This window comes from Nocardia sp. NPDC057272 (assembly GCF_042668615.1).
In the GTDB taxonomy this organism is placed as follows: Bacteria; Actinomycetota; Actinomycetes; order Mycobacteriales; family Mycobacteriaceae; genus Nocardia.
In genome coordinates this window covers 1-26,184 of sequence record NZ_JBHUYK010000048.1, presented here as the reverse complement: position 1 = coordinate 26,184, position 26,184 = coordinate 1, and the positions used below count along the sequence as shown (strand labels likewise).

Sequence of the window (26,184 nt, the reverse complement as noted above, 5' to 3'; positions counted from 1 at the left end):
CTCCGGGGCGTACGCGACGAAGGAGCAAGCCCCGGTGCCTGACCGGCGGCCCCTCAGGGCCGCGGACACGCGCGCGCCAGCGCGCCAATAAACACAGCCCCAAACCGCCCTGGGACTACCGAGCCCAGGACATCCCTCCCAGGAGGTCAACGATGACAAACACCCACTCCACCACCGGCGCCCGCGCCCACGCACGCGCCCAGGCCGCAGCCGCGACCACAGCCACCCCCGAGACACCCCCTGGCCTAGATCCCACAACCATCGTTGTCGCACAACGCATCCCCGCAGGCGGCTACGCGAATATCGTCCTCGGCCGCGGCACCCGAGTACGCCTCAGCGATCCGTCCGGCACCACCTGCGCCCACCTGTTCCTCCTGCGGACCGAATCACCCTGGGAGCGGCTGAATGTCGCCGACACCGTGAAAGTGCCGTGGCAGGCCTACCTCAGCGCGGGCCACCCACTGCTCTCCGACCAGGGCCGGGTCCTGGCCACCGTCCTCACCGACTCCGACGGCCACCACGACACCCTCTGCGGCCCCACCGCCGAGGGCCGCCACCAACTCCACCTGGCAGGTGCCAAGCAGGGCCTGGAGCCCCGCGATATCGGCCCCTCGATCGCGCTGTTCCGCGGTGCCAGGGTCGCGGTGAGCGGCGCGATCGAGCCCACCGGCAACGGCCCGGCAGGCGCCACCCTCGATCTCGTCGTCCATCTCCCCCTGACCCTCCTGGTAGCCAACGCCCCGCACCCCCTCGACGACCGCCCCACCGGCGACCTCGACCTACTCGCCTGGTCCTCCCCCGCGGATCTGGACACCCACAACGACGACCCCGAATACCGCCGGGCCGTGGAGAACACCGAAGCCGCCTGGACGGCCGCACTGAACACGGAGGTTCCGGCATGACCGCCACCCGCACCGTCGTCCTCGACGAGACCGTCCCCGCCCGGGCTCCGTGGTCGGCCATCGTCCGCGCGGGCGACCACCTCGACATCATCGACCTGCACGGCAATCAGGCCGTCGACTGCCTGCTCTACTCCGCCGCCGACCGCACCGACCGCTACAGCGCCCAGGCCACCATCGCCGCCCAGCGCAACATCTTCCTCACCACCGGCAGCGTGCTGCGGACCGAAGGCGGCACCCCGCTGATGACGGTGGTCGCCGACGAGGTCGGCAACCACGACACCATCGCGGGCGCCTGCTCCCAGGAATCCAACACGCTGCGCTACGGCCACCACACCCGCCACCAGCACGCCTGCGTGGAGAACTTCCTCACCGCCGCCCTCGAATGGGGCCTGGGCAAACGCGACCTGGTCTCCAACATCAACTGGTTCATGAACGTCCCCGTCGAACCCGACGGCACGCTCGGCATCGTCGACGGCCTGTCCGCGCCCGGCAAGAAGCTCACCCTCCGCGCCGAGATCGACACCCTGGTCCTGGTCTCCAACTGCCCCCAGATCAACAACCCCTGCAACGGTTTCGACCCCACCCCGGTCCGCATGGTGGTGACCCGATGAGCCTCACCGACACCCGCATCGATCCCGCTGCCGCCCTGTCCACAACGAACCTCCCCGCACCGAGTGGTGTCACCGACTCGACCACGAGGTCGGCTGTCCTGGACAGTGCGACCGAGCCGACTTCGGACACCCCGGCGGCGCCGTCGCCCACTCGGCGGCGCATCGATGTCGTCCGTCCCGGAATGCAGACCACCGTGCAGGACTGGCCAGGACGAATCGGCTACTGGCACATCGGGGTTCCGCCTTCCGGGCCGATGGACGATCTGTCGTTCCGCCTGGGCAATCGCGTGCTCGGCAACCCCGAAGGCGCGGCCGGGCTCGAGTGCACGCTGGGCGGACCCGCGTTGCGCTTCTCCGAGCCGACGTGGGTGTGTGTGACCGGCGCGGTCGCCGATGTCCGGGTGGACGGCGTCCCGGTCGAGCAGTGGCGGACCGTCGAGGTCCCGGCGGGCGGCGTGCTCGATGTCGGCGCGATCCGCGGACCCGGCATGCGCACCTACATCCTGATCTCGGGCGGGATCGATGTCGACGAATTCCTCGGCAGCGCGGCGACATTCACGCTCGGGAAGTTCGGCGGCGGGACCGGTGCCGCGTTGCGCGCCGACGATTCGCTCACGCTGGGCGCACCGTCGATCCGCCGCGCTCCCGCCGTTCCGATGGCCGACCAGCCCGCCTTCGCGCATCGTTGGGAACTCGCGGTCACCGAGGGCCCACACGGCGCACCGGAGTTCTTCACCCGCGCCGACTTCGACACCATCATCGGGACCGACTACGAGGTCCACTTCAACTCCGATCGCACGGGCGTGCGCCTCATCGGCCCGAAGCCCGAGTGGGCCCGCACCGACGGCGGCGAAGCGGGCCTGCACCCGTCGAACATTCACGACAACGCGTATACCGTCGGCGCCCTCGACTTCACCGGCGATACCCCGATCCTGCTCGGCCCGGACGGCCCCAGCCTGGGCGGATTCGTCTGCCCGGTCACCGTCGTCGCCGCCGACCGCTGGAAACTGGGCCAGCTCACACCCGGCGACAAGGTCCGCTTCGTCCCCATCCGTTCCGAACACGCCGCCCCCGCAGCGGAACTCGGCGCTCGTCGACGCGCTTGCTTCGGCACCGTCCTTTCGGCCGGTCGCGACGGCGACGACGGCATCCTGCGCCGTACCGAAGTCGACGACGAGACCGGCGTGACCTACCGCCGCCAAGGCAACGACGGCGTGCTGGTCGAATACGGCACGCTCACACTGGATCTCGGCCTTCGTGCCCGCGTCCACGCCCTGCACCAGCACCTCATCGCGATCGGGCTGCGTGGCGTCATCGAGCTCACCCCGGGGATTCGCTCACTCCAGATCAGGGTCGATCCCGCTGTCCTGCCGATCCCCCGTCTGCTCGACCTCCTCGCCGAAGCCGAGGCGCAGCTGCCGAATTCCGATCAGCTGGTCGTCCCGAGCCGCACGGTCCACCTCCCGCTGTCCTGGGACGACCCCTCCACCAGGGAAGCGATCACGCGCTACATGCACGGCGTGCGCGCCGACGCCCCCTGGTGCCCGTGGAACATCGAGTTCATCCGCCGGATGAACGGCCTCCCGTCCGTCGAGGATGTCTACAAGACGGTCTTCGACGCCGAATACCTGGTCCTCGGCTTGGGCGATGTCTACCTCGGCGCCCCCGTGGCCACCCCGACCGACCCCCGCCACCGCCTCGTCACCACCAAATACAACCCGGCCCGCACCTGGACCCCGGAGAACGCGGTCGGCATCGGCGGCGCCTACCTCTGCATCTACGGCATGGAAGGCCCGGGCGGCTACCAATTCGTCGGGCGCACCACTCAGGTCTGGAACCACCGGGCCCGCCCGGCCGGCACGGCGGGCCCCGGCGTCGACCGCTTCGCCACCGACCCCGAAACCCCCTGGCTTCTGCGCTATTTCGATCGCATCCGCTGGCACCCGGTCGAGGCGGACGAACTACTGGACCTTCGCGCGGATTTCGCGGCGGGCAAGGTCGACATCACCACCGAGAACGGCGACTTCCGCCTGGCCGACTACCGGAAGTTCCTGGCGGAGAACGACGACTCCATCACCGACTTCCGCGCCCTCCAAGCCGAGGCCTTCGCCGAAGAACGCCAATCCTGGCGCACCGCGGGAGAACTCACCGACTGAGCTGGGTCAGGCAATGAGAACGGTTTTCCCCGACGCGTGCCCTTTCTCGAACGCGGCGACGGCAAGGGCCGTGTCGGACAGGGGGAACCGCCGCTCGATCACCGGCCGCAACTCTCCGGAGACAGCCAATTCGGCCAGGTATTCCAGGTCGGCGGCGGCGGGTCGCATGAGCAGTGCCTTCAGGGTCTGTCGCGCGAACAGGTCGGTGAGTACCACCTGACCCAGCCATCGGATCGGGCCGAACCAATCGTTGCCCGGCGCGGCGGCGGAGGAGATGAACACACCGTCCACGGCCAGCGCGCGACGGATTTCGCGTAGTTCACGATTGCCGGCGAGGTCGAAGATCACGTCGTAAGGCACGTCTGTCAGGGTGAAATCGTCAGTGGCGTAATCGATGACGATGTCGGCGCCGATATCGCGCACCATGTCGATGTGCCGGGTGCTGCACACCGCCGTCACGTGCGCGCCGAGCACCTTCGCGATCTGCACCGCGAAACTGCCCACCCCACCGGACGCACCGTTGACGAGCACCCGCTGCCCCGGCCCGACCCTGCCGATGTCGCGCAGCCCCTGCAAGGCCGTCATTCCCGAATCCGGGATCGCCGCGGCGTCTTCCACGCTCAACCCAGCGGGGATCGCGGCGAACGAACCCACGTCCGCGCACACGTACTCGGCGAACCCGCCGCTGGGGACCGCACCGAAAACCTGATCGCCGACCCGGAATTCAGCGACCGAGTCACCCACCGCGACGACCTCGCCCGCCGAGTTCTGCCCGATCATCCGATGCTTGGGCCTGCGCAACCCGAACCCGAGCCGCAGCAGGTACGGCGTTCCGTTGAGCAGGTGCAGGTCACCGCTGCACAGCGAGGCCGCCCGCACCCGGACCACCACATCACGGTCCCCCGGCGTCGGCCTCGGCACGATCTCGGTCCGCAACACCTCGCCGCCGCCGTATCGGGGCGCGATCCAGGCGGTCATCGAAGCGGTATCGACATCGGTCATGAGAATTGTCCCTCAACTCATACTTACAGCGTAAGTGGATCAGGCGAGACGCTACGCTTACGCCGTAAGTACGTCAAGGAGAGGACACCCATGCCGACGCGCACTCCACTCACCAGGGAACGCGTCCTGCGCGCCGCCATCGACCTCGCCGACCAGCAGGGCCTCGCCGCCCTGTCGATGCGCAACCTCGCCAAGACCGTCGGAGTGGAGGCGATGTCGCTGTACAACCACGTCGCCAACAAGGAAGACCTCTACGACGGCATCATCGACCTGGTGGTCGCGGAGATCTACGTCCCGCGAGCGAGCGGCGACTGGCGGGCGGAACTGCGCCGCCGCGCCACCTCTGCCCACGAGGTCCTGCTGAGCCACCGCTGGGCCACCGGCCTGCTCGGCTCCCGCATCAACGTCGGCCACGCCATGCTGCGCTACATCGATGCCACCCTCGGCTGCCTGATCACCGCGGGCTTCACCTACGAACAGGCCGACCGAGCCTGGAATGCCCTGGACAGCCACATCTACGGCTTCACCGTCCAGGCCGTCAACTTCCCTCTCGCCACCTCCGAATACGCTTCGGCCGCAGAACAATTCCTTCCGCTAATCCCCGCGGCAACCCATCCCTACATGCACGCGCTGGCCGCACGCGTCATCACCGGAACTCACTCCGGCGAGGCTGATTTCACTTTCGGCCTCGAGCTACTGCTCGAGGGGTTGGCCGGTCTGCTCCCCCGCTGACAACGGCGCGGTGTCAGATACAGATCTCCACGCTACCCAGTGGGAAGCACAACGCCACCGATCCGACTTCCGATGCTGTGGGAGTCGCGGCCTGCGGCGCGGGCACGGCAGCGGAGGCCGCGGGAGCGGCGACAGCGCCGAGAGACAGAACGATGGCAGCCGCGGCGGCCGCCTTGCTGATCTTCGCGGACATGGGGAATCCTTTCCCTCGAGTGAACTCGGTTGGTTGGTTCCTAGCTGCGCGCCTCCTCAGTCTTCGCGGTGGCGAGGGCAAACTCCAGGCAAGAAAGCATTACGCCCGGACGCGGTGGCGTCGCGGAACTGTCACTGCCGGGATTCGACGGTCACCCGAGACAGGCCCGCATGCCGCGGCAGCCGGCGGCTTTCCCGGCGTGGCGCCGGGACAATCGAGTGTTACCGCCCGGTGACCTCCGCGCCGGCGCATTTCACCGTTCCGGAATGTGGCCAGAGGTTGTCCACCGATCGGTGGACACGAAGTTCGACCGGTCGATGCTGTCTGCGGCACGGGCCACCCGAGCAGCATTGACGACATGCGAAATCGCTTGGTATTGATCGCCGTTGCCAGCGCGCGCCATCCGTGGCGAGCCATTGTCGGCTGGTTCGTCTTCGTCGCGTTGTGCGTCGGAATCGGCGCCGGAATCGGCGGTAAACCCGCGGCCACCGAGGACTTCTGGATCGGCGAGGCGGGCCGCGGTGAGGCGATCGCGACCTCGGGTGGGTTGCAGCAGGTGCCGATGGAACGGGTGCTGATCACCGGCGGAGGAACGGCCGCGCACAACGCCGCTCGCGACATCACCGACCGAATGCTGACACTGCCCGAGGTCAGATCCGTTGCTGCTCCGGTGTATTCACCGGACGAGACGGTGCTGCGCGTCGACGTGACCATGGCGGGTGCGGAACTCGATGCCAAGAAGCACGTGGCCGCCCTTCGCGAGCAAACCGATCAGGTACAGCGGGCATACCCGGACCTGCGGGTCGAGCAGACCGGCGGTCCCTCCATCAGCAGCGGTGTCGAAGCCTTGCGCGGGCGCGATCTGGCGAGAACCGAGATGATCGCGCTGCCGATCACCCTGCTCACCCTGCTCGTCGTGTTCCGTTCGGCGGCAATGGCTCTGGTGCCGTTGCTGCTGGCGATATCGTCGATCGTCGCGGCGATCGGCCTGTCACTGCCCGCCTCGCACCTGTTTCCCGACAACGGTGTCGGCACCAACATCATCCTGCTGATCGGGATGGCGGTCGGCGTCGACTACACCCTGTTCTATCTGAAACGGGCGCGTGAGGAGCGGGCCCGCGCGGGCAGCTCGCTCAGTTCACGGGCGCTGGTGGAACTGGCCGCGGCGACCTCCGGGCGCGCCGTGGTGGTTTCCGGTATCGCCGTCGCGGTCTCGAGCGCGACGATGTATCTGGCCGACGACGTGGTCTTCTCCTCGATCGCGACCGCCGCGATTCTGGTCACCCTGGTCGCGGTGGCCAGCTCGCTCACCGCACTGCCCGCCCTACTGACAGTGCTGACCGATCGAGCCGAGCGGCGTGCGGCCCGCAAGCCCCCGGCACCGAAGCGAGAGAGCACCGGCCGACTCACCGGTTCCCTGCTGCGACTGACCGCCGCACGCCCGGTAGCCGCACTGACCGTCGCGGTGCCGGCCATGCTCACGCTCACCGTGCCACTACTCGGCCTCGACCTCACCGACATGGGCCGCGAGACCCATCCACGCTCCATCCCCGCCATGCAAACGTTCGATCGGCTCACCACCGCGTTCCCTCAGCTGAAGTCGATGCACCAGGTCGTGGTGGCGGCCGGGCCGCAGCGAGCCGACGAGGTCACCGACGCGCTGCGCGCACTGGCCCGACGCGCCGAGTCCGATCCCGCCCTCGCGGGCGAAACCGAACTGCGCACCTCCCCCGACGGCCGGGTCAGCCTGCTGGAACTGCCGGTCCAGCACCACGTCAGCGACGATGCGGCCCAACAGTCCCTCGATCGCCTGCGCACGGACTACCTGCCGGCGACCGTCGGCACCCTCTCCGGCGTGGACTACGCGGTGACCGGTGATGTCGCTCGCTATGCCGACTACCCGCGCCACCAGGAACAGAAGCTGCCCCTGATCATCGCGACGTTGCTGCTGGTGACGTTCGTCCTGACCGTCGTGACGTTCCGCTCCGTGGTCCTGGGATCGGTCGGTGTCGTGCTGAACCTGCTCTCGGCGGGCGCATCGCTCGGCCTGTTGACCGCGGTCTTCCAGAACACCTGGGCCGAGGGCCTGCTCGACTTCCATTCGACCGGCTCGATCGGCTCCCGAGTCCCCCTGCTGCTGTTCGTGATCCTGTTCGGACTGTCGATGGACTACCAGATTTTCGTGCTCAGCCGCATCAGCGAGCTCGCACGCGCCGGCCTGCCGACCCGCCAGGCCGTGCTGGACGGTGTCGGCGGTTCGGCGAGCGCGGTGACCAGTGCCGCGTTCGTCATGGTCACAGTGTTCGCGAGCTTCGTTCCGCTGCACATCATGGAGATGAAACAGATGGGCTTCGCCCTCGCGGCGGCGGTCCTGCTCGACGCGTTCGTGATCCGGATCGTGATCCTGCCCGCGATGTTGCTGCTGCTGGGTGATCGCACCTGGTGGCCCGTCCGCCCCGCCCGCACCGCCGAGCCGGTGAACGTAGGCTGAGCGGAATGGAGGACAGGCCGACCCGGATGCGGATTCTGCGCCGGTGGTATGCCGGATGCTGGGTGCTGTTCGGCCTCGGCCCGCCGGTGATCGCGGTCCACGATCGCGCCGATATGACGAAGTACTCGACGTGGATCCTGGTCACGGCGCTGGCCGCGAGTTACGTGGCGCTGACGACCTTTCCGCGCAACCGCGTCGTCGGTACCACCAGCTTTCTGGGCCTGCTGGTCACCGTCCTCGGCGTGACAGCGATCTTGCTCGAGGGCGGTGCGGCATTCTTCATCGTCTCCATTCCGCTGTTCTGGATCTACACTCCGACACCGCGCCGCGCCGTCGGCTACCTCAGCGCGGCGGCGGTGGCCACCCTCATCGGGAACCTCACCGGGCCGATCTTCTCCCCCGGCAATGCCACCTTCACCCTGCTCGGCTACGCGGGCGGCGTCCTGCTCGGGCTGTGGATGGACCAGGTGATCAGGCAGGGCGCGGAACGCACCCGCGTCCTCGGCGCCGAGCTGGAACGCACCCAATCGGATCTGGCCGCCGCCCACCAGCGGCAGGGCGCGGCCGAGGAACGCGAACGGATCGCCCGCGAAATCCACGACACGCTCGCCCAGGGCTTCGCGTCCATCGTCGTGCTGGCCGAGGCGGCCCGCGACGGCATCGGCACCGATCCGGCGGCCACCGCCAGACAGCTGTTGTCGATCGAGCGCACCGCCCGCGAGAACCTCACCGAGGCACGGGTTCTGGTCGGCGGAAGTCCCGCGGACAGCACCGGAATCGCCCAGACGCTGCGCCGGGTCCTCGATCGATTCGTCGAGGACACCGGGCTGACCGTGCACGCCGAACTGGCGGACATCGTGTGCGACCAACCCACCAGAATCGGCCTGCTGCGCTGCACGCAGGAGTCACTGGCCAACGTGAGCAAACACGCGAAGGCGAGCACTGTGGGCGTGGTTCTCTCCGACACCGACGCCGGACCGGAGCTCGAGATCACCGATGACGGAATCGGTTTCGCCCCGCACGAGGCTCGTGGATTCGGCCTGAACGGGATGCGCAACCGGCTGGCCGAACTCGGTGGCGAATTCGCCGTCACCAGCTCGCCCGGCGAGGGCACCAGGATCTTCGCCCTTCTCCCCGCGACCGGACCGACGTGACCGAGCCCCTGCGCCTGATCCTCGCCGACGATCACCTCGTGATGCGGGCGGGCCTCGTCGCGCTGTTGCAGGCCGAACCGTCCATCCGGATCGTCGGCGAAGCGTCCGACGGCGCGGCAGCCATCGATCTCGCCGAACGCCTGTCCCCGGATGTAGCGCTGCTCGATCTACGAATGCCGGTTCTGGACGGCGTCGCCGCGACCCGGGACATCGTGCGCCGCACCGGAACCCGAGTCCTGATCCTCACCACCTACGACACCGATGCCGACATCGAACGCGCCATCGAAGCGGGCGCCATCGGCTACCTCCTCAAGGACACCACACGCGATCAACTCGTCGACGCGATCCACGCCGCCGCCCGCGGCCGGACCGTCCTGGCGCCCCGCGTCGCCGAACGCCTGGTCGCCCGCATCCGCCGTCCGGAGCCGGTCACCCTGACCCCGCGAGAAATCGATGTCCTGCGCGCGGTCGCCGACGGCCTGTCCAACCCCGAGATCGGCCGGCGCCTCGTCATCGCCGAAGCCACCGTCAAAACCCATCTACTCCGCATCTTCGCCAAACTCGATGTCAGCGACCGCACTCACGCCGTCATCGTCGCGATGAACCGGGGCCTGTTCACCACCGGCGAGTGATCGAATCCGGCAGCCGATCAGCCGGGTACCAGGTCCGCGCTTCTGCGCACGGCACCGGTGAACTGACCGTCCGATTGCGGCGCGACCTCCATGACCGCTTCCGCCACGGCGAGACAGGCACCGAGCCGCGGCGGTCGGCGCAATCCCGAATCCCCTTGCAGCAGGAGCCGAACCGCGGCCCATGGGAGGTTCACGTCGGCGAACGACGTGTGGAACAAGCCGGCCGAGGGCCGGGGATTCGCCTCGAGCAATACCGGTTCGCCACCGCGATAACGCAATTGAACATTCGTCAGATAGGCCAGTTCGAAATGCCGCACGAGCCGACGTGCGATGTCGACCAGCGCGGGATCGTCGAGCAAGATCCGGAATCGACCGTGCTTGGCCCGCGGAATACCCATCAGCAGTTCGCCCCCCGGAGCGGAGAGGCAGTCGATGCTGATCTCCGGTCCTTCGAGGAACGGCATCACAAGCAGCGGCGGCACCGCTTCGCCCTCTTCCGCCGCCCGGCGCATCGCCCCCGCGACCGCCTCGACCGAGGCCACCGGCCGGGGCGCGACCCGCAGGTTCGCCATGGTCAGCGGGCGGTCGTCGAGGATGCGGAAGCCGAACGCCGAGTACTCACCGCTGGGCTTGATGCACAGCGTCTCCCCGGTGAGCGAGAGCTCGTCGACGGCCGCGTAGAACTCATCGACGTCGGCCGCCTCGCGCCACGGCGGCACGGGAATTCCCGCGGCACCGGCTATCTCGTAGGTGAGAACCTTGCTGGTCAGCGCCGTCACCGCGGACAGCGGCGAACACATCAGACTGGTACCGACCGCGGCGAAGTCGGCCACCTGGCCCGCGAGCGCGTCGAGACGGCGCGGCGGGATGAGCACATCGATGCGATGCGTCCGACAGAAATCGAGCGCGAACTGCGCATACTCCTCGTTGCTGACATACCGAGGTTCGATCGCCGACACATCACACGCCGAGAGAGCTGCCGCACTCGGATCCACATTGCTGGCGAAAACAGTGACCTCGACCCCATCAGGGTTCTCCCGTAGCAACCGCATGACCTGAACGCTGGCCGCACCCGCACTGCTCAGCCAAATCCGAAGCGTTATGGCAACCGCTCCCTTCCTTTTTCCCGAAGCGAACCCGGACCTTATCCCGGTTCTGCTTCGAGCACATTTCGGAAAGAAGGACCCCACGTCACATCGGGCGGAACTACATCACAGGCCGTACTTGCGGACGAATTCCTCGGTGAGGTCGATCGCGGGGAGCCCGAGATCGGCAGCTTGGGTGTTGACGGGGGTTTCTGCGATCCACTCCGCGGGAGCGGGCGGAAGCTGTCGCCACTGCGCTCGTGGATCGGTCTGGTCGTCGTGCTGATCGGTCATCGGCCCTCCCCTTGTTCCTGCTACCCAAGATAGGGCCGAAAGGGCCGCCCCGCCAGGACTACTCGCCTACCGAGCGCTTCGGCAGGCGAGTAGCCGCGGACTATTCGGCGACGATCACCGTCACTTCGCCCTCGGCCGCGTCGGTCGGATCGCCTGCCACGACGAACCAGTGCGTGACCTCGCCTTCTGCCAGGTCGTCTTCGACCGAGGCGTCGGGCAGGACCGACAGGGCGCCCGCGGTCGACGACACCAGGAATTCCTGGATGGCGGCCGGGCCGGAGGCGTGGGTGGTGTAGGTGGTGCATTCGTAGTCGATGCCGTGTTCGTCGCGGAGGGTTTCGGCGAGGGCGACCGCGGCGCTCTGGGTGAGTGTCGAGGTGGTGTCACCGGAGACCTGGACGAAGGCCGGGTGGTCCTCGGCCAGGGGACGGACCCGGTCGGCGTAGGAGACGGGATGGGCCGCGGCGGCGGCGATCTCGTCTTCGACGTCGGCCAGGATCAGCCACTGACCCGCCACCCCGGCGACCGGCGCAGCGCTGATCCCGAAAAGAGCTCCGGCGGCGGCGATTTCGACGCCGGAGAGTTCGCCGGCGAACAGCACCGCGGCACCCGCCTTCTGGACCGCCCAGGCGGCGAGGACTGAATCCACGCTGCGCGGCAGCGAGATCGCGACCACGTCGCCGGGACCCGCACCGCGCGCGATGAGCACCCGGGCCAGCTGGGAGGACTTGCGATCCAGTGCGCTGTAGGCGATTTCGCTGTCACCGCGCAGCAACGCCGGAGCCTGCGGATCGGCTTCGACGACCTCGGCGAGCACCTTGGCCACCGTCTGCGCACCGACACCGGAAACAGCCGGAGCCGAAACAGCGGCTGTCACACCGGAATCGGCGAGCAGCTGAGCGCGTTCGCTCGCATCGAGGATGTCGATGTCGCCGACCAGACCGGACGGGTTGTCGAGCAGCTCGTCGAGCACCCGCAGCAGGCGCTGCGACAGCGTGCGGACCTCGTCGGCGGTGAAGGTGCTGGTCAGGTACTTCATCGTGATCTCGATGGTCGACTCGGCCATCACCACCAGCGTGAGCGGGTAGTGGGTCGCGTCGTCGAGGCCGACACCGGTGACCTGCATGCCGTCGATCGAGCTCGCCGCGGTGACGGCGTCCTTGTCCATCGGGTAGGACTCGAACACCACCAGCGTGTCGAACTGCGAGCCCATGCCCGCCACCCGCTGGATGTCGGACAGACCGACGAAGTGGTGGCTGAGCAGCTCGGCCTGCTCGGACTGCACCCGCTGGGCGAGCTTCTCCGCGGTCATCCGATCGTCGATCTGGATGCGCACGGGCAGGGTGTTGATGAACAGGCCGACCATCGACTCGACGCCGGGCAGTTCCGCCGGGCGACCCGAGACGGTCGCGCCGAACACCACGTCGTCGCGCCCGGTGAGACGACCGACGACGATGCCCCACGCGGTCTGCAGCATCGTGTTCACGGTGACACCGAGCTCGCCGGCGAACTTGCCGAGCGCCCTGGTGCGGTCGTTGTCGATCTCGACGATGACCTTGCCGAGCTCGTAGCGTTCCTCGGTGCGCGGCGCGGGCGCGAGCTGGGTGGGGCCTTCGACCCCGGCCAGCGCGTCGGCCCACACCTGCAACGACACTTCGCGATCCCAGCCCGAGAGCCAGGACAGGAAGTTGCGGTAGGACGCCACGCGCGGGAGCGCGGTGAGGTCACCGTGCACCGCGTAGAGCACGAGCAGGTCGCGCATGAGCAGCGGCATGGACCAGCCGTCGACCAGGATGTGGTGAACGGTGATCGCCAGGTGCGAATGCTCCTCGTCGATCTTGTAGAGACCGAAGCGGATCAGCGGCGCGGTGGCCATGTCGAACTGGTTCGCCTGGTCGGCTCGCAGCAGGTGCCGCATGCGCGGCATCCGCTCGTCTGCGGGCAGGTCGGTGAGGTCGACCTCGCGCCACGGCACCTCGAGCTCGGACAGCACCACCTGCACCGGCTGACCGGCCGAATCGGTGACGAACGCGGTCCGCAGGTTCGGGTACCGGTCGAGCACGGCCTGGGCCGCGCCACGCAGCCGCTCGACGTCGAGGGTGCCGGTGAGGTCGAGGACGGCCTGCACGGTGTAGACGTCGACGGTCGCCGAGCTGAGCATGGCGTGGAACATCAGGCCCGCCTGCAGCGGCGAGAGCGGCCACACCTCCGACAGCGCCGGGTAGTCGCGCTCCCACAGCTCGAGATCGGACTGGCCGACCCGGACCAGGGACATGTCGGACGGGGTGAAGCCACCGGCGTCGACACGCTGGGCGTGCGTGGCGAGCGCGGTGAGCGCGGCCACGAACAGGTCGGCGAACTGCTGCGCCTGGTCGGCGGTGAGCAGGCCCTTCGGGAACGCGATGTTCGCGCCGAGCTGCGGGCCCTCGTCGCCGTCGTTGACGATGGCGTTGATGTCCAGGGTCGCGTTGGCGGGCATGTCGAGGTCCATCTCGGCGTCGAGCTGGCCCAGATCCGCCACCGGCACCCAGCCGAGTTCGGCGAGCTCGGCGGGGATCTCACCGGCGGTCGCGCGACCGAGGTAGTTGAAGCTGATCTGGCCCACGCTCGGCAGGTCGGCACCGTCGAGGTACTTCAGCATGCCGAAGCCGATGCCCTTGTCCGGCACCGCGAGCATCTGCTCCTTGACCGACTTGATGACGTCACCGAGCACGGCGCCACCGGCGAACGCGTCGTCGAGGTCGGCACCGCCCAGGTCCAAGCGGACCGGGAAGGCGGTGGTGAACCAGCCGACGGTGCGCGACAGATCCGCACCGGCGACGATCTCTTCCTGGCGGCCGTGGCCTTCCAGCTTGATCAGGGCCGCGGTGCCGGATTCGTCTCCACGCCAACGGGATACGGCCAGCGCCAGCGCGGTGAGCAGGCCGTCGTTGACGCCACCGTGGTAGAGGCCGGGGATCGCGGTGAGGACCGCGTCGGTGACCTCGGGCGACAGGGTGACCTGTACCCGGTCGACGGTGGCGAAGGTGTCGACCTGCGGGTCGAACGCCCGCGCGCCCAGCTGCGGATCGGCGGTGGCCGAAACCTCGCGCCAGAACGGCAGTTCCGCGCGACGATCGGTCGACTGCTCGACCAGGCTGTGCGCCCAGCGACGCATCGAGGTGCCGTTGACCGGCAGCGTCACCTGCTGGCCCGCCGCGATCTGTCCCCAGGCCATGCCGAGGTCCGGGATCAGGATGCGCCAGGAGACGCCGTCGATCACGAAGTGGTGGCCGACGATGAGCAGGGCGTCGCGCCGGCGCGGACCTTCGGTGGACTCACCGAAGGCGAACCATACGAACTGCACCATGGCGGCGTTCGCGGGGTCGAGACGGCCCATGGCCTCGTCGTATTCGACGCTGGCCAGCTTGGACAGCTGATCGTCGGCGATGTCACCGGCGACCTCGACCCGGCGCACGAGCGTGGTCACGTCGACCTCGCCCGGCGCCAGAGCCTCGAAGATCCACCCGTTCGCGGCATCCTTCGCGACCCGCGAACGCAGCACATCGTGGTGGTCGAAGACCGCGCCGATGGTGGCGTGCAGGACATCGGCGGTGATGTTCTCGGGCAGACGCAGCACCATCGACTGGGAGAACCGGTCGTAGGTGGAACCGCTGGCCAGGATCTGGCGCATGATCGGCAGCATCGGGATATCGCCGACACCGCCGCCCGGCAGTTCCTCGAGCACGATCTGTACGGCGTCGCCCGCGAGCACGGCGACCTCGGCAAGCCCTGCCACGCTGCGCTTGTCGAACACATCACGCGGCTTGAAGAGCACGCCGCGATCCTTGGCACGCGAGACCAGCTGGATGGACAGGATCGAGTCGCCGCCGAGGGCGAAGAACGAATCGTCCAGGCCCACGGCGTCCACACCGAGCACCTCGGCGAAGACGGTAGCGATGATCGCCTCGATTTCGCTGGTCGGCGTGCGGAACTCGCGCGGGGCGAGGACCGGCTCCGGCAGTGCGCGCCGGTCCAGCTTGCCCGCGGGGGTCAACGGGATCTCGTCGAGGACCATCACGGCGGCCGGCACCATGTGCGCGGGCAGGTGCTGCGCCGCGTACTCGACCAGCGCGGCCGGATCCACGTTGCCGCGGACGTAGGACACCAGGATGGTGGCGCCCGCGTCGGTCTTGCGGCCGATGGTGGCGGCGAACTCGACGTCGTCGTGCGCGGTGAGGACCGCGTCGATCTCACCCAGTTCGATGCGGAAGCCGCGGATCTTCACCTGGAAGTCGTTGCGGCCCACGTATTCCACGACCGGCTTGCCGTGCACCGTGCGCCAGGCGACGACGTCACCGGTGCGGTACAGGCGCTCGCCTGCCGCGTACGGGCTGGCCACGAAACGCTCGGCGGTGAGGCCGTGGCGCGCGTGGTAGCCGCGGGCCAGCGGGACGCCGCCGAGGTACAGCTCACCGGCCACGCCCTCGGGGACCGGGCGCAGGCGGCTGTCGAGCACGTACACGGTCGCGCCCGCGATCGGGCCACCGATGTTCATGGTGTCGCCCGGCAGCAGCGGATCGGACAGGTTGGTGGCGATGGTCGCCTCGGTCGGACCGTAGGCGTTGTAGAACCGGTGCAGCGCCGGGTCGGTACCCGCGCTGTGCCAGTTCGCGACCAGGTCGACGGGGGCCTTGTCGCCGCCGACGATCAGCGCTTCGAGCCCGGCCAGGGCCGCGGGTTCCATCGACGCCGCGACCAGCGGGGTGAGGAACACATGCGTCAGCTGCTGGCCGGCGATGATGTCGGCCAGTTCCTCGCCACCGACCACACCGACCGGTGTGATCACGAGGGTGCCCGCCGAGCCGACGGCCAGGAGGAACTCGAGGATCGAGGCGTCGAACGAGGGTGACGCGAACGCCAGGGTCCGCGCGTTCTTGTCGAGACCGAACTGCGCGACCTGGGCGGCGGCGAAGTTGGGCACACCGGCATGGGTGACGACGACGCCCTTGGGCAGACCCGTCGAACCCGAGGTGTAGATCATGTAGGCCGTGTTGCCGGGGCGGACTGCGCCACGGCGATCGGCCTCGGTGATCGGGGCCTCGGACTGCGCGGCGATCTCGGACTCGGTGGCCGCGTCGTCGAGGGTCAGCCAGTCGCCCAGCGCGGGCGCCGGCAGGTGGTCGACCTCGGCGGACACCGTGATACCCAGTGCCGCACCGGAGTCCGACATCATGTGCGCGATGCGCTCGGCCGGGTACTTCGGGTCGACCGGGAGGAACGCCGCGCCGGTCTTGCTGACAGCCCAGATCGCCAGGGTCGTGTCGAGCGAACGCTGCATGGCGATGGCGACGACCGTTTCCGGTGCCGCACCACGCTCGATCAGCACGCGAGCCAGGCGCGAGGACGCCGCGTCGAGCTCGGCGTAGGTCAGCGAGGCCGACTCACCCGGCGCGACGATGGCCTGACCGGTCGGGTTGGTCGCCACGGCCTGGGCCAGCAGCTCCGGCAGGGTGCTCACCGCAGCGGCGGGACCGCCGGTGCGGGTGAGCAGTTCGGTGCGCTCGGCGCTGTCGAGGAGTTCGAGGTCACCGACCGGGGTGGTGGTGTCGGCGACGACCTCGGCGAGCAGTCGCTGGAAGCGCTGCGCGAACTTCTCCACCGTCGACTGGTCGAACAGCGCACTGGCGTAGGAGAACTCGGCGTAGGCGCCCGCGTCATCACCAGCTGCGGCTTCCCGCACGGTGAGCAGCAGGTCGAACTTGGCGGTGTCGACGTCGAAGTCGACGGCCGAGACCGACAGGCCGGGCAGCTCGAAGCCGGCGTCGGGCAGGTTCTCGAACGACAGCGCCACCTGGAACAGCGGGTGCCGCGCGGTGGAGCGCTCGGGGTTGAGCAGTTCCACCAGGCGTTCGAACGGGATGTCGGCGTGGGCGAAGGCGGCCAGGTCGGCTTCCTTGGCCTGGGTCAGCAGCTCCGCGAAGCTCAGCTGTCCACCCACCTGCGTGCGCAGGGCGAGGGTGTTGACGAACATGCCGATCACGTCGTCGAGTTCGGCCTCACCACGGCCCGCGATCGGGGTGCCGATGACGATGTCCTCGGTGCCCGACATGCGTGCCAGGAATACCGCCAGCGCGGTGTGCACGACCATGAACAGCGTCGCGTTCTGCTCGCGAGCGATGGCGGACAGTCCGGCGTGGATGTCAGCGCCGATCGGGAACAGCACCCGGCCACCGGCGAAGGACTGCGTGCTCGGACGCGGTCGATCCAGGGGCAGGTTCAGCTCGTCGGGCACACCGGCGAGTGCGCGCTTCCAGTAGTCGGCCTGCTGGGCGATGAGACTGGTCTCGTCGGTCTCGGAGCCGAGCACCTCGCGCTGCCAGATGCTGAAGTCGGCGTACTGCACCGGCATCGGCGCCCAGCCCGGGGCCTCACCGGTGGCGCGCGCGGCGTAGGCGATCATCACGTCGCGGGTCAGCGGGCCCATGGACCAACCGTCGGCGCTGATGTGGTGGGCCACGAAGACGAGGACGAATTCCTCGTCGGCGACCTGCATGAGCTTCGCACGCAACGGAACTTCGTCGATCACGTCGAAACCGGTGGTGATCAGCTCGGCGATCTTGTCGCGAACCTGTTCGGGGGCAACGGTTTCCGGCGTCAGGTCCGGCACATTGCCCTCGACCGGCAGGATCACCTGGTGCGGTGTGCCGTCGGTCGACGGGTACACCGTGCGCAGGGTCTCGTGCCGCGCGAGCACATCGGCGACTGCCAGCTGCAATGCCTCGACATCCAGCGCGCCCGACAGGCGTACGGCGACGGGGATGTTGTTCACCGAGGAAGCAGTGTCGAACTGGTTCAGGAACCACATGCGCTGCTGCGCGAGCGACAGCGGCACCTGATCCGGGCGCGGACCGGCGACCAGCGCGCGACGCCCACCGGCACCCGCACCCTGCTCGACCTTCACCGCGAGTCCGGCTACCGTCGACGCCTCGAACAGCAGGCGCACGGGCACCCGGCTGTCCAGGGCGGCGCCGAGGCGGGCCGCGACCTGGGTGGCCAGCAGCGAGTTGCCGCCGAGGGCGAAGAAGTCGTCGTCGGCGCCGACGCGCTCGGCGCCGAGAACATCGGCGAACACGCCGGCCACGATCTCCTCGATCGGGGTCGACGGCGCGCGGAAGGTCTGCGCCTCGAACTCCGGCTCCGGCAGCGCCTTGCGGTCGAGCTTGCCGTTGACATTCAGCGGCAGCGCATCCATGACGACGAACGCGGCGGGCACCATGTACGACGGCAGCCCGGCGGCCAGCGTCGACTTGACCTGCGCCACCTCGATATCCGAGCCGACGAGGTAGGCGACCAGACGGTCACCGGTGCGTGGATCGGACTTGGCGATCACCGCGGTCTGGGCGATCTCGGGCAGCGCGAGCAGCGCGGCCTCGATCTCGCCGAGCTCGATCCGGAAGCCGCGGATCTTCACCTGGAAGTCGGTGCGGCCGCGGTAGTCGAGTTCGCGGTTGTGCCAGGCCACCAGGTCACCGGTGCGGTACATGCGCGTACCCGGCGTGAACGGGTTGGCCACGAAACGATCGGCGGTCAGGTCGGGGCGACCGTAGTAGCCGCGAGCCAACTGGGCGCCTGCCAGGTACAGCTCACCGGCGACCCCGTCGGGCACCGGGCGCAGGCGCTCGTCGAGCACGTAGACCTGGCTGTTCCACTCGGGCGAACCGATAGAGACCGACACCTGGTCGGCGGCGTTCACCCGGTGCGAGGTGATCGAGACCGCGGCCTCGGTCGGGCCGTACAGGTTGAACAGCTCGGTGCGGCTGAACTCGGTGCGGAAGCGCTGGGCCAGCGAACCCGGCAGCGCCTCACCGATGGCGAGGACCCGCCACAGCGAATCAGGCATCCCCGAGGCGAGCAGCGCGTCGAGCATCGACGGCACCACGTGCAGGGTGGTGACCCATTCGCGGGCCATCAGCTCGTTGAGGTAGGCCGGGTCGCGATGGCCGTCGGCCGAGGCGATCACCAGGCGGCCACCGCAGACCGCGGCCGACCAGAACTCCCAGACCGAGAGGTCGAAGGTGGCGGCGGTCTTGAGCAGCACCGCGTCGGCGGCGTCCATGCCGAACTCGATCAGCTTCCACTGCAGCTGGTTGGCGATGGACTGGTGAGGAACGGCGACACCCTTCGGGCGGCCGGTGGAGCCGGAGGTGAAGATCACGTACGCGGTGTTCTCCGGACGCAACGGCTCGGTGCGCTCGGCGTCGGAAATCGGTGCTGCGCTGAGAGATTCGAGGTCGACCTCATCGATGCGAACCACCGGCGCGACATCTGTGGCGAACTCGGCGTCGGTCAGCACGCAGACCGGTGCCGCCGTCTCGAGGATGTAGTCGGTGCGCTCGGCCGCCTGATCGGGATCGACCGGCACGTACGCGCCACCGGACTTGGCCACCGCGTACATCGCGACAACCAGGTCCACCGAGCGGCGCATCGCCAGCGCGACACGGGACTCCGGGCCCACACCGAGCGAGATCAGGTGCCGCGCGAGGCGGTTCACCTTCGCGTCGAGTTCGGCGTAGGTGAGCTGTGCGCCGTCGTCGGTGACCAGCGCGGTCGACTTCGGATCGGCGGCCACGGTCGCGTCGAGCAGCGAGACCAGGGTGGCCTCGGTGTCGACCGAGTAGGTGGTGGCGTTGCGGGCGTCGAGGATCTGCGTGCGTTCGGCCGGGGCCAGCAGCTCGATATCGCCGACCGCGGTACGCGGGGTGGCGACGATCGCGCCGAGCAGCCGGACGAAACGCTCCACGAAACCTTCGACCGTGGCGTGGTCGAACAGGTCGGTGGCGTAGGTGAACAGACCCGAGATGCCTTCGGGCTCACCGGCATCGCCGTAGCGGTCGGTGGCGATCAGGTGCAGATCGAACTGCGACAGCTCGGTGGCGATGTCGAGGCCAGAGACCGTCAGGCCCGGCAGTTCCAGGGTGGCGCGGCTGAGGTTCTGGAACGACAGGCCGACCTGGAACAGCGGGTGACGCGCGGTGGACCGCACCGGGTTGAGCACCTCGACCAGGCGCTCGAACGGCACGTCGGCGTTGGCGAACGCCGCGATGTCGTCTTCACGCTGGCGAGCGAGCAGTTCGGTGAACGCCTCGCCGCCGTCGACCTTGGTGCGGAACACCAGGGTGTTGACGAACATGCCGATCATGTCGTCGAGCGCGGCTTCGCCACGTCCGGCCATCGGGGTGCCGATGGCGATGTCGTCGGTGCCGGACAGACGGGCCAGCAGCACCGCGAGGGCGGTGTGCACGACCATGAACAGCGTCGCGCCCTCGGCGCGGGCCAGTTCGACCAGCGCGCGGTGGGTGTCGGCGTCGATCTGGACGTCGACCTTGCTGCCGGCGAAGGTCTGCACCGCGGGGCGCGGGCGGTCGGCGGGCAGGTCGAGCTGATCGGGCAGGTCGGCGAGGGCCTGCTTCCAGTGCGCGACCTGCTTGGACGCCATCGAGTCGGCGTCGTCCTCGCTGCCGAGGAGGTCGCGCTGCCAGATGCTGTAGTCCGCGTACTGCACTGCCAGCGGCGCCCAGCCGGGCTCGGAGCCCATGGAGCGGGCCGCGTAGGCGGTCATCAAGTCGCGGGTCAGCGGGGCGACCGAGGATCCGTCACCGGAGATGTGGTGCACGACCAGAGCCAGGACGAACTCGTCGGTGTTCTCGACGCGGAACAGCGCCACCTTGAGGGGGACCTCGACGGTGACGTCGAACATCGTCGACATCAGTTCCGCCACAGCCGTTTCCACCTGGTCGGCGGCCACGGTGCGTTCGATCAGTTCCGGCGCGGCCTGTGCGGGCGACAGGATCACCTGTGCCGCACCGGCTTCGGTCTGCGGGTAGATCGTGCGCAGGATCTCGTGGCGGGTCACCAGGTCGGTGACCGCCGCACGCAGCGCGTTCACGTCGAGGTCGCCGGTGAGGCGGACCGCGACGGGCACGTTGTACGCGGCCGACTGGGTGTCGAAGCGGTTGAGGAACCACATCCGCTGCTGCGCGAGCGAGAGCGGGATGTGCTCGGGGCGCGGACCCGCGGTCAGCACCTTGCGATCGCCGGTCTCGGCGTGCTGCTCGACCCGCTGGGCCAGCGCGGCCACCGTGGACGCCTCGAACAGCAGGCGCACGGGGATGCGGGTATCGAGCGACTCACCCAGGCGGGCGGCGACCTGCGTGGCCAGCAGCGAGTTACCGCCCCAGGCGAAGAAGTCGTCGTCGAGGCCGAAACGCTTGTCGGCGTCGAGGCGAAGGACCTCGGCGAAGGTGGCCGCGACGAGCTGTTCGCTCGGGCTCACCGGCGCGCGGAACACGGCCTTCTCGACCTCGGGCTCCGGGAGAGCCTTGCGGTCGAGCTTGCCGTTGGCGTTGAGCGGCAGCGCGTCGAGCTGCAGGAACACGGTCGGAACCATGTACGACGGCAGTTCGGCGGCCAGTGCTGTGCGCAGGGCGAGCTTGTCGACCTCGGCGGACGACAGGGACGGCGTGCCTGCCCCGGTCGCGGTCTCGGCGTCAGCGGAAGCGGTACCGGCGACGACATAGGCGACCAGGCGGTCGCCGACGACGGGGTCGGTGTGGGCGAGAACAGCGGCGGAGGTGATGCCGGGCTGACGCAGCAGCGCGGCTTCGATCTCGCCGAGTTCGATGCGGAAACCGCGGATCTTCACCTGGAAGTCGGTGCGGCCCCGGTAGTCGAGTTCGCCGTCGGCGTTCCAGGCGACGAGGTCACCGGTGCGGTACATACGCTCGCCGGTCACCGAGAACGGGTCGGCGACGAAGCGGTCGGCGGTGAGATCGGCGCGGCCGTAGTAGCCGCGGGCCAGCTGGGCGCCGGCCAGGTACAGCTCACCGGACACACCGACCGGAACCGGGCGCAGGCGCGAATCCAGCACGTAGACACGGCTGTTCCACTCCGGCGCACCGATCGAGACCGACACCTTGTCCGCGTCGGTGACCGCGTGGCTGGTGATCGAGACCGCGGCCTCGGTCGGGCCGTACAGGTTGAACAGCGCGGCGGTGTTGGCCGTGCGGAAACGCTGCGCGGTCGCGGCGGGCAGTGCCTCACCGATCGCGAGGACGCGACGCAACGTACGCGGTAGTGCCGCACCGGATTCGGTGAGCAAGGCGTCGAGCATCGACGGCACCACGTGCAGTGTGGTGACGCCGGTGGCCCGCATCAGGTCGTTGAGGTAGGCCGGGTCACGGTGGCCGTCGGCGGTGGCGACCACCAGACGGGCACCCGCTACGGCGGCGGTCCAGAACTCCCAGACCGAGAGGTCGAAGGTGGCGGCGGTCTTGAGCAGGACCGCGTCGTCGGCGCCGATACCGAATTCGGCCGTCTCCCACAGCAGCTGGTTGACGATCGCGCCGTGCGAGACCGCGACACCCTTGGGCTTGCCGGTCGAGCCGGACGTGAAGATGACGTACGCGGTGTTCGCGGGGACCAGGGTGCGCCCGGTGATCGCGGCATCGCTGACATCGCTCAGGTCGAGGTCATCGAGGACAACGACTTCGGCTGCCGCCGTGCTGAATTCGGCGTTCGCCGTCGTCAGCACGACTGCCGGTGCGGCTGTCTCCAGGATGTAGTCGGTGCGCTCGGCAGGCTGATCCGGGTCGATCGGCACGTAGGCCGCGCCCGTGCGGGCCACCGCGTACATCGCGATGATCAGCTCGGCGGAGCGGCGGATGGCCAGCGCGACCCGGTCCTCGGTGCCGATGCCGCGCGAGATCAGATGCCGCGCAAGACGGTTGACCTCGGCATCGAGTTCGGCATAGGTCAGCTCACGACGCCGGTCGGCTTCATCCACGACCAGCGCGATGGCGTCGGGCGTGGCCGCCACGGTCGCATCGAGCAGCGACACCAGGGTGGCGTCGGTGTCAACGGCGTGCGCGGTGTCGTTCCAGGCGGTGACGATCCGCTCGGATTCCGGCGTGGTGAGCAGGTCGATGTCGCCGACCGGGATGGTGGCGTCGGCGGCGACCGCGTCGAGCACCAGCAGGAAGCGGTCCGCGAAGCTCTGGACCGTCGACTCGTCGAACAGGTCGATGGCGTAACCGAATTCGGTGACCAGCTGGGCCGGTGCGCCGTCGTCGGTGTAGCGGTCGTAGAGGGTGACGTGCAGGTCGGTCTTGGCCAGCTGCGAGTCGTAGTCGACGGCGCTGACGGTCAGGCCGGGCAGTTCGAAGGTGGTGTCGGCCAGGTTCTGGAACGACAGGCCCACCTGGAACAGCGGGTTGCGGGCGGTGGAGCGGACCGGGTTGAGCACCTCGACGAGACGCTCGAAGGGCACGTCGGCGTTGGCGAAGGCTTCCAGGTCGCGGTTGCGCACGTCGGCGAGCAGTTCGGCGAAGGAGGCGCCGGGGTCGACGGCGGTGCGGAACACCAGGGTGTTGACGAACATGCCGATCAGGTCGTCGAGTTCGCGCTCACCACGGCCGGCGATGGGGGTGCCGACGGCGATGTCGTCGGTGCCGGACAGGCGGGCCAGCAGCACCGCGAGCGCGGCGTGCACGACCATGAACAGCGAGGCGTTGTTGGCCCGTGCCAGGTCGTGCAGGGCGGCGTGACGGGTCGGGTCGATCTCGAAGCGGATGGCCTGGCCCTGGAACGACTGCGCGGGCGGGCGCGGCCGGTCGGCGGGCAGTTCGAGCTGGTCGGGCAGCCCGGCGAGCGCTTCGCTCCAGTAGGCGACCTGCTTGGCGGCGAGGGATTCGGTATCGGTCTCGTCGCCGAGGACTTCGCGCTGCCACAGCGCGTAGTCGGCGTACTGCACGGGCAGCGGCGCCCATTGGGGCGCCTCACCCTGCACGCGGGCCACGTAGGCGGCCATGATGTCGCGCGCCAGCGGGCCCATCGAGGAACCGTCGGCGGAGACGTGGTGCACGGTGAACGCGAGCACGTGGTCGGTCTCGTTCAGTTCGAACAGCGCGACCTTGAGCGGCACCTCCTGGGTGACGTCGAAGGTGGTCATCGCGAATTCGATGACGCTGCCGAGCAATTCGGCCTCGGTGACCGCGATGTGGTGCACCACGGCGCGGCTCTGCGAGACGGGCAGGATCACCTGGTGCGGGCCGTCCGGCGAGCCCGGGTAGGTGGTGCGCAGCATTTCGTGGCGGGCGAACACGTCGCCGATGGCCTGCTCGAGCGCGGGCACGTCGAGTTCGCCGGTGAGGCGGACGGCCAGGGGGATGTTGTCGACCGCGGAGGTGGACGTGTCGAACTGGTTGAGGAACCAGTAGCGCTGCTGGGCGGGCGAGAGCGGGATGACGGCGGGCCGCTCCCCCGCGGTCAGGCGTGGACGGGTGCGGCCGGAGCCCGCGTTGTGCTCGGCGCGGGCCGCCAGCGCGGAGACCGTCGAGGCCTCGAACAGGTCGCGGACCGAGAGCTGGGTGTCCAGGGCGGCGCCGATGCGGGCGGTGACCTGGGTGGCCAGCAGCGAGTTGCCGCCGAGTTCGAAGAAGTCGTCGTCGGCGCCGACGCGGGTGACACCGAGCACGTCGCCGAACGTGCCTGCCACGATCTCCTCGATCGGGGTGGACGCCGCGCGGAACACCTTGGCCTCGAACACCGGCGCGGGCAGCGCCTTGCGGTCGAGCTTGCCGGAGGCGTTGAGCGGGAAGGCGTCCAGGATCACGAAGGCGGTGGGGACCATGTAGGCCGGCAGCGCGCCGCCGAGTTCGGTGCGCACGGCGTCGAGGTCGATGCTCGCACCGGCCGCCGGGATCAGGTAGCCGACCAGCTGGTCGCCGAGGCGCTCGTCGGAGCGGACCACGACCACGGACTGGGCGATCGAGGGCAGTGCGGTGAGCGCGGACTCGATCTCGCCGAGTTCGATGCGCAGACCACGCAGCTTCACCTGGAAGTCGGTGCGGCCCAGGTATTCCAGCTCGCCGTCGGCGGTCCAGGCGACGAGGTCGCCGGTGCGGTACATGCGGGCGCCGTCCGCGCCGAACGGATCGGCGACGAAGCGGTCGGCGGTGAGGTCGGGGCGGTTGACGTAACCGCGCGCCAGCTGGACACCGGCCAGGTAGAGCTCGCCGGGGACGCCGGCGGGCGCGGGGTGCAGACGCGAATCCAGCACGTACACCTGCGTGTTGAAGACCGGCGCTCCGATCGGCACCGAGGTGGTGTCGGCATCGGTGACCTCGTGGAACGTCACGTCGACGGCGGCTTCGGTGGGGCCGTACAGGTTGTGCAGGGCCGCGCCGGTGAGGGCGCGCATCCGCTGGGCGGTGGGCGCGGGCAGTGCCTCACCCGAGGCGAACACCAGTCGCAGGCTGCTCGAGACCTCGGCACCGTCGGCGAGCGCCACGGCGGCGGATTCGGCCAGTTCGGCGACGAAGACCGACATCATCGACGGCACGAAGTGCGCGGTGGTGACGCCTTCGGTGGCGATGATCTCGGCGAGGTAGGCCGGATCACGATGGCCGTCCGGCTTCGCGACGACCAGCTTCGCACCGATCTGCAAGGGCCAGAAGAACTCCCACACCGACACGTCGAACGTCGCCGGAGTCTTCTGCAAGACCACATCGGCCTCGGTCAGACCGTAGGCCTCCTGCATCCACACCAAACGGTTGACGATCGCACCGTGGCTGACCGCCACACCCTTCGGGCGACCCGTCGAACCCGACGTGAAGATCACATACGCCGTGTTCTCCGGACGCAGCGGCGCGATCCGCTCGGCATCGGTGACCGGCGCATCCGAGTAACCCGAGAGATCCAGGCGCTCGATGTTCAGCGCGGTGGTCGAGCCCGCGTCGAATTCGTCACGGGCAGTGGTCAATACGCAGACCGGTGCCGCGGTCTCGAGCACGTAGTGGGTGCGCTCGGCCGGGTGATCGGGGTCCAGCGGCACGTAGGCGCCACCGGCCACGCTCACCGCGTACATGCCGATCACCAGATCGAGCGAGCGGCG

Annotated in this window: 12 protein-coding genes; 7 read left to right on the top strand and 5 right to left on the bottom strand. The window is 69.0% G+C overall.

The genetic code is table 11. The annotated features are described in order from the left end of the window. Window positions 1–152 precede the first annotated feature (152 nt). From ACFULV_RS34100 to ACFULV_RS34090, 3 genes are read left to right on the top strand one after another with little or no spacing between them, the layout of a single operon-like run. On the top strand, window positions 153–902 hold the full coding sequence (locus tag ACFULV_RS34100; protein ID WP_378664075.1) for a DUF1989 domain-containing protein: 750 nt from the start codon (window positions 153–155) through the stop codon (window positions 900–902). Then, on the top strand, window positions 899–1,513 hold the full coding sequence (locus ACFULV_RS34095; protein WP_378634456.1) for an urea amidolyase associated protein UAAP2: 615 nt from the start codon (window positions 899–901) through the stop codon (window positions 1,511–1,513). Before ACFULV_RS34100 ends, ACFULV_RS34095 begins: the two co-directional genes overlap by 4 nt. Next, window positions 1,510–3,669: a 5-oxoprolinase/urea amidolyase family protein gene (locus tag ACFULV_RS34090; RefSeq protein WP_378664074.1), complete on the top strand. Its 2,160-nt coding sequence runs from the start codon at window positions 1,510–1,512 to the stop codon at window positions 3,667–3,669. The genes ACFULV_RS34095 and ACFULV_RS34090 overlap by 4 nt, the downstream gene beginning before the upstream one ends. A 6-nt stretch (window positions 3,670–3,675) precedes the next feature. Here the strand turns inward: ACFULV_RS34090 and ACFULV_RS34085 are convergent, their stop codons facing one another. Next, window positions 3,676–4,671 (bottom strand): NAD(P)-dependent alcohol dehydrogenase, encoded by a 996-nt coding sequence (locus ACFULV_RS34085; RefSeq protein ID WP_378664072.1) that lies wholly within the window; start codon window positions 4,669–4,671, stop codon window positions 3,676–3,678. A 90-nt stretch (window positions 4,672–4,761) separates the two neighbouring features. On the opposite strand from ACFULV_RS34085, the gene ACFULV_RS34080 reads away from it, so the two are divergent. Further along, window positions 4,762–5,403: a TetR/AcrR family transcriptional regulator C-terminal domain-containing protein gene (locus tag ACFULV_RS34080; protein WP_378664069.1), complete on the top strand. Its 642-nt coding sequence runs from the start codon at window positions 4,762–4,764 to the stop codon at window positions 5,401–5,403. A 13-nt stretch (window positions 5,404–5,416) separates the two neighbouring features. Here the strand turns inward: ACFULV_RS34080 and ACFULV_RS34075 are convergent, their stop codons facing one another. Then, the gene (locus ACFULV_RS34075) at window positions 5,417–5,596 is read right to left on the bottom strand and encodes a hypothetical protein (RefSeq protein ID WP_378664067.1); all 180 of its coding nucleotides are present in this window, start codon (window positions 5,594–5,596) and stop codon (window positions 5,417–5,419) included. 358 nt (window positions 5,597–5,954) lie between these two features. On the opposite strand from ACFULV_RS34075, the gene ACFULV_RS34070 reads away from it, so the two are divergent. The 3 genes from ACFULV_RS34070 to ACFULV_RS34060 are packed head-to-tail and all read left to right on the top strand — an operon-like array spanning window position 5,955 to window position 9,873. Next, complete coding sequence (locus ACFULV_RS34070; RefSeq protein ID WP_378664064.1) at window positions 5,955–8,087, top strand: MMPL family transporter; 2,133 nt, start codon at window positions 5,955–5,957, stop codon at window positions 8,085–8,087. 5 nt (window positions 8,088–8,092) lie between these two features. Next, window positions 8,093–9,241: a sensor histidine kinase gene (locus ACFULV_RS34065; protein WP_378664061.1), complete on the top strand. Its 1,149-nt coding sequence runs from the start codon at window positions 8,093–8,095 to the stop codon at window positions 9,239–9,241. Further along, complete coding sequence (locus ACFULV_RS34060; RefSeq protein ID WP_378664059.1) at window positions 9,238–9,873, top strand: response regulator; 636 nt, start codon at window positions 9,238–9,240, stop codon at window positions 9,871–9,873. The genes ACFULV_RS34065 and ACFULV_RS34060 overlap by 4 nt, the downstream gene beginning before the upstream one ends. A gap of 17 nt (window positions 9,874–9,890) precedes the next feature. On the opposite strand, the gene ACFULV_RS34055 is transcribed toward ACFULV_RS34060, so the two are convergent. From ACFULV_RS34055 to ACFULV_RS34045, 3 genes are all read right to left on the bottom strand, one after another. Beyond that, the gene (locus tag ACFULV_RS34055) at window positions 9,891–11,063 is read right to left on the bottom strand and encodes an ATP-grasp domain-containing protein (protein ID WP_378664057.1); all 1,173 of its coding nucleotides are present in this window, start codon (window positions 11,061–11,063) and stop codon (window positions 9,891–9,893) included. A 21-nt stretch (window positions 11,064–11,084) separates the two neighbouring features. After that, a complete protein-coding gene (locus ACFULV_RS34050; protein WP_378664054.1) occupies window positions 11,085–11,252 on the bottom strand; it encodes a hypothetical protein in 168 nt (55 codons plus the stop codon). Window positions 11,253–11,352: 100 nt separating this feature from the next. Beyond that, window positions 11,353–26,184 (bottom strand): amino acid adenylation domain-containing protein (locus ACFULV_RS34045; RefSeq protein WP_378664051.1); only part of this gene is annotated, 14,832 nt, incomplete at its 5' end.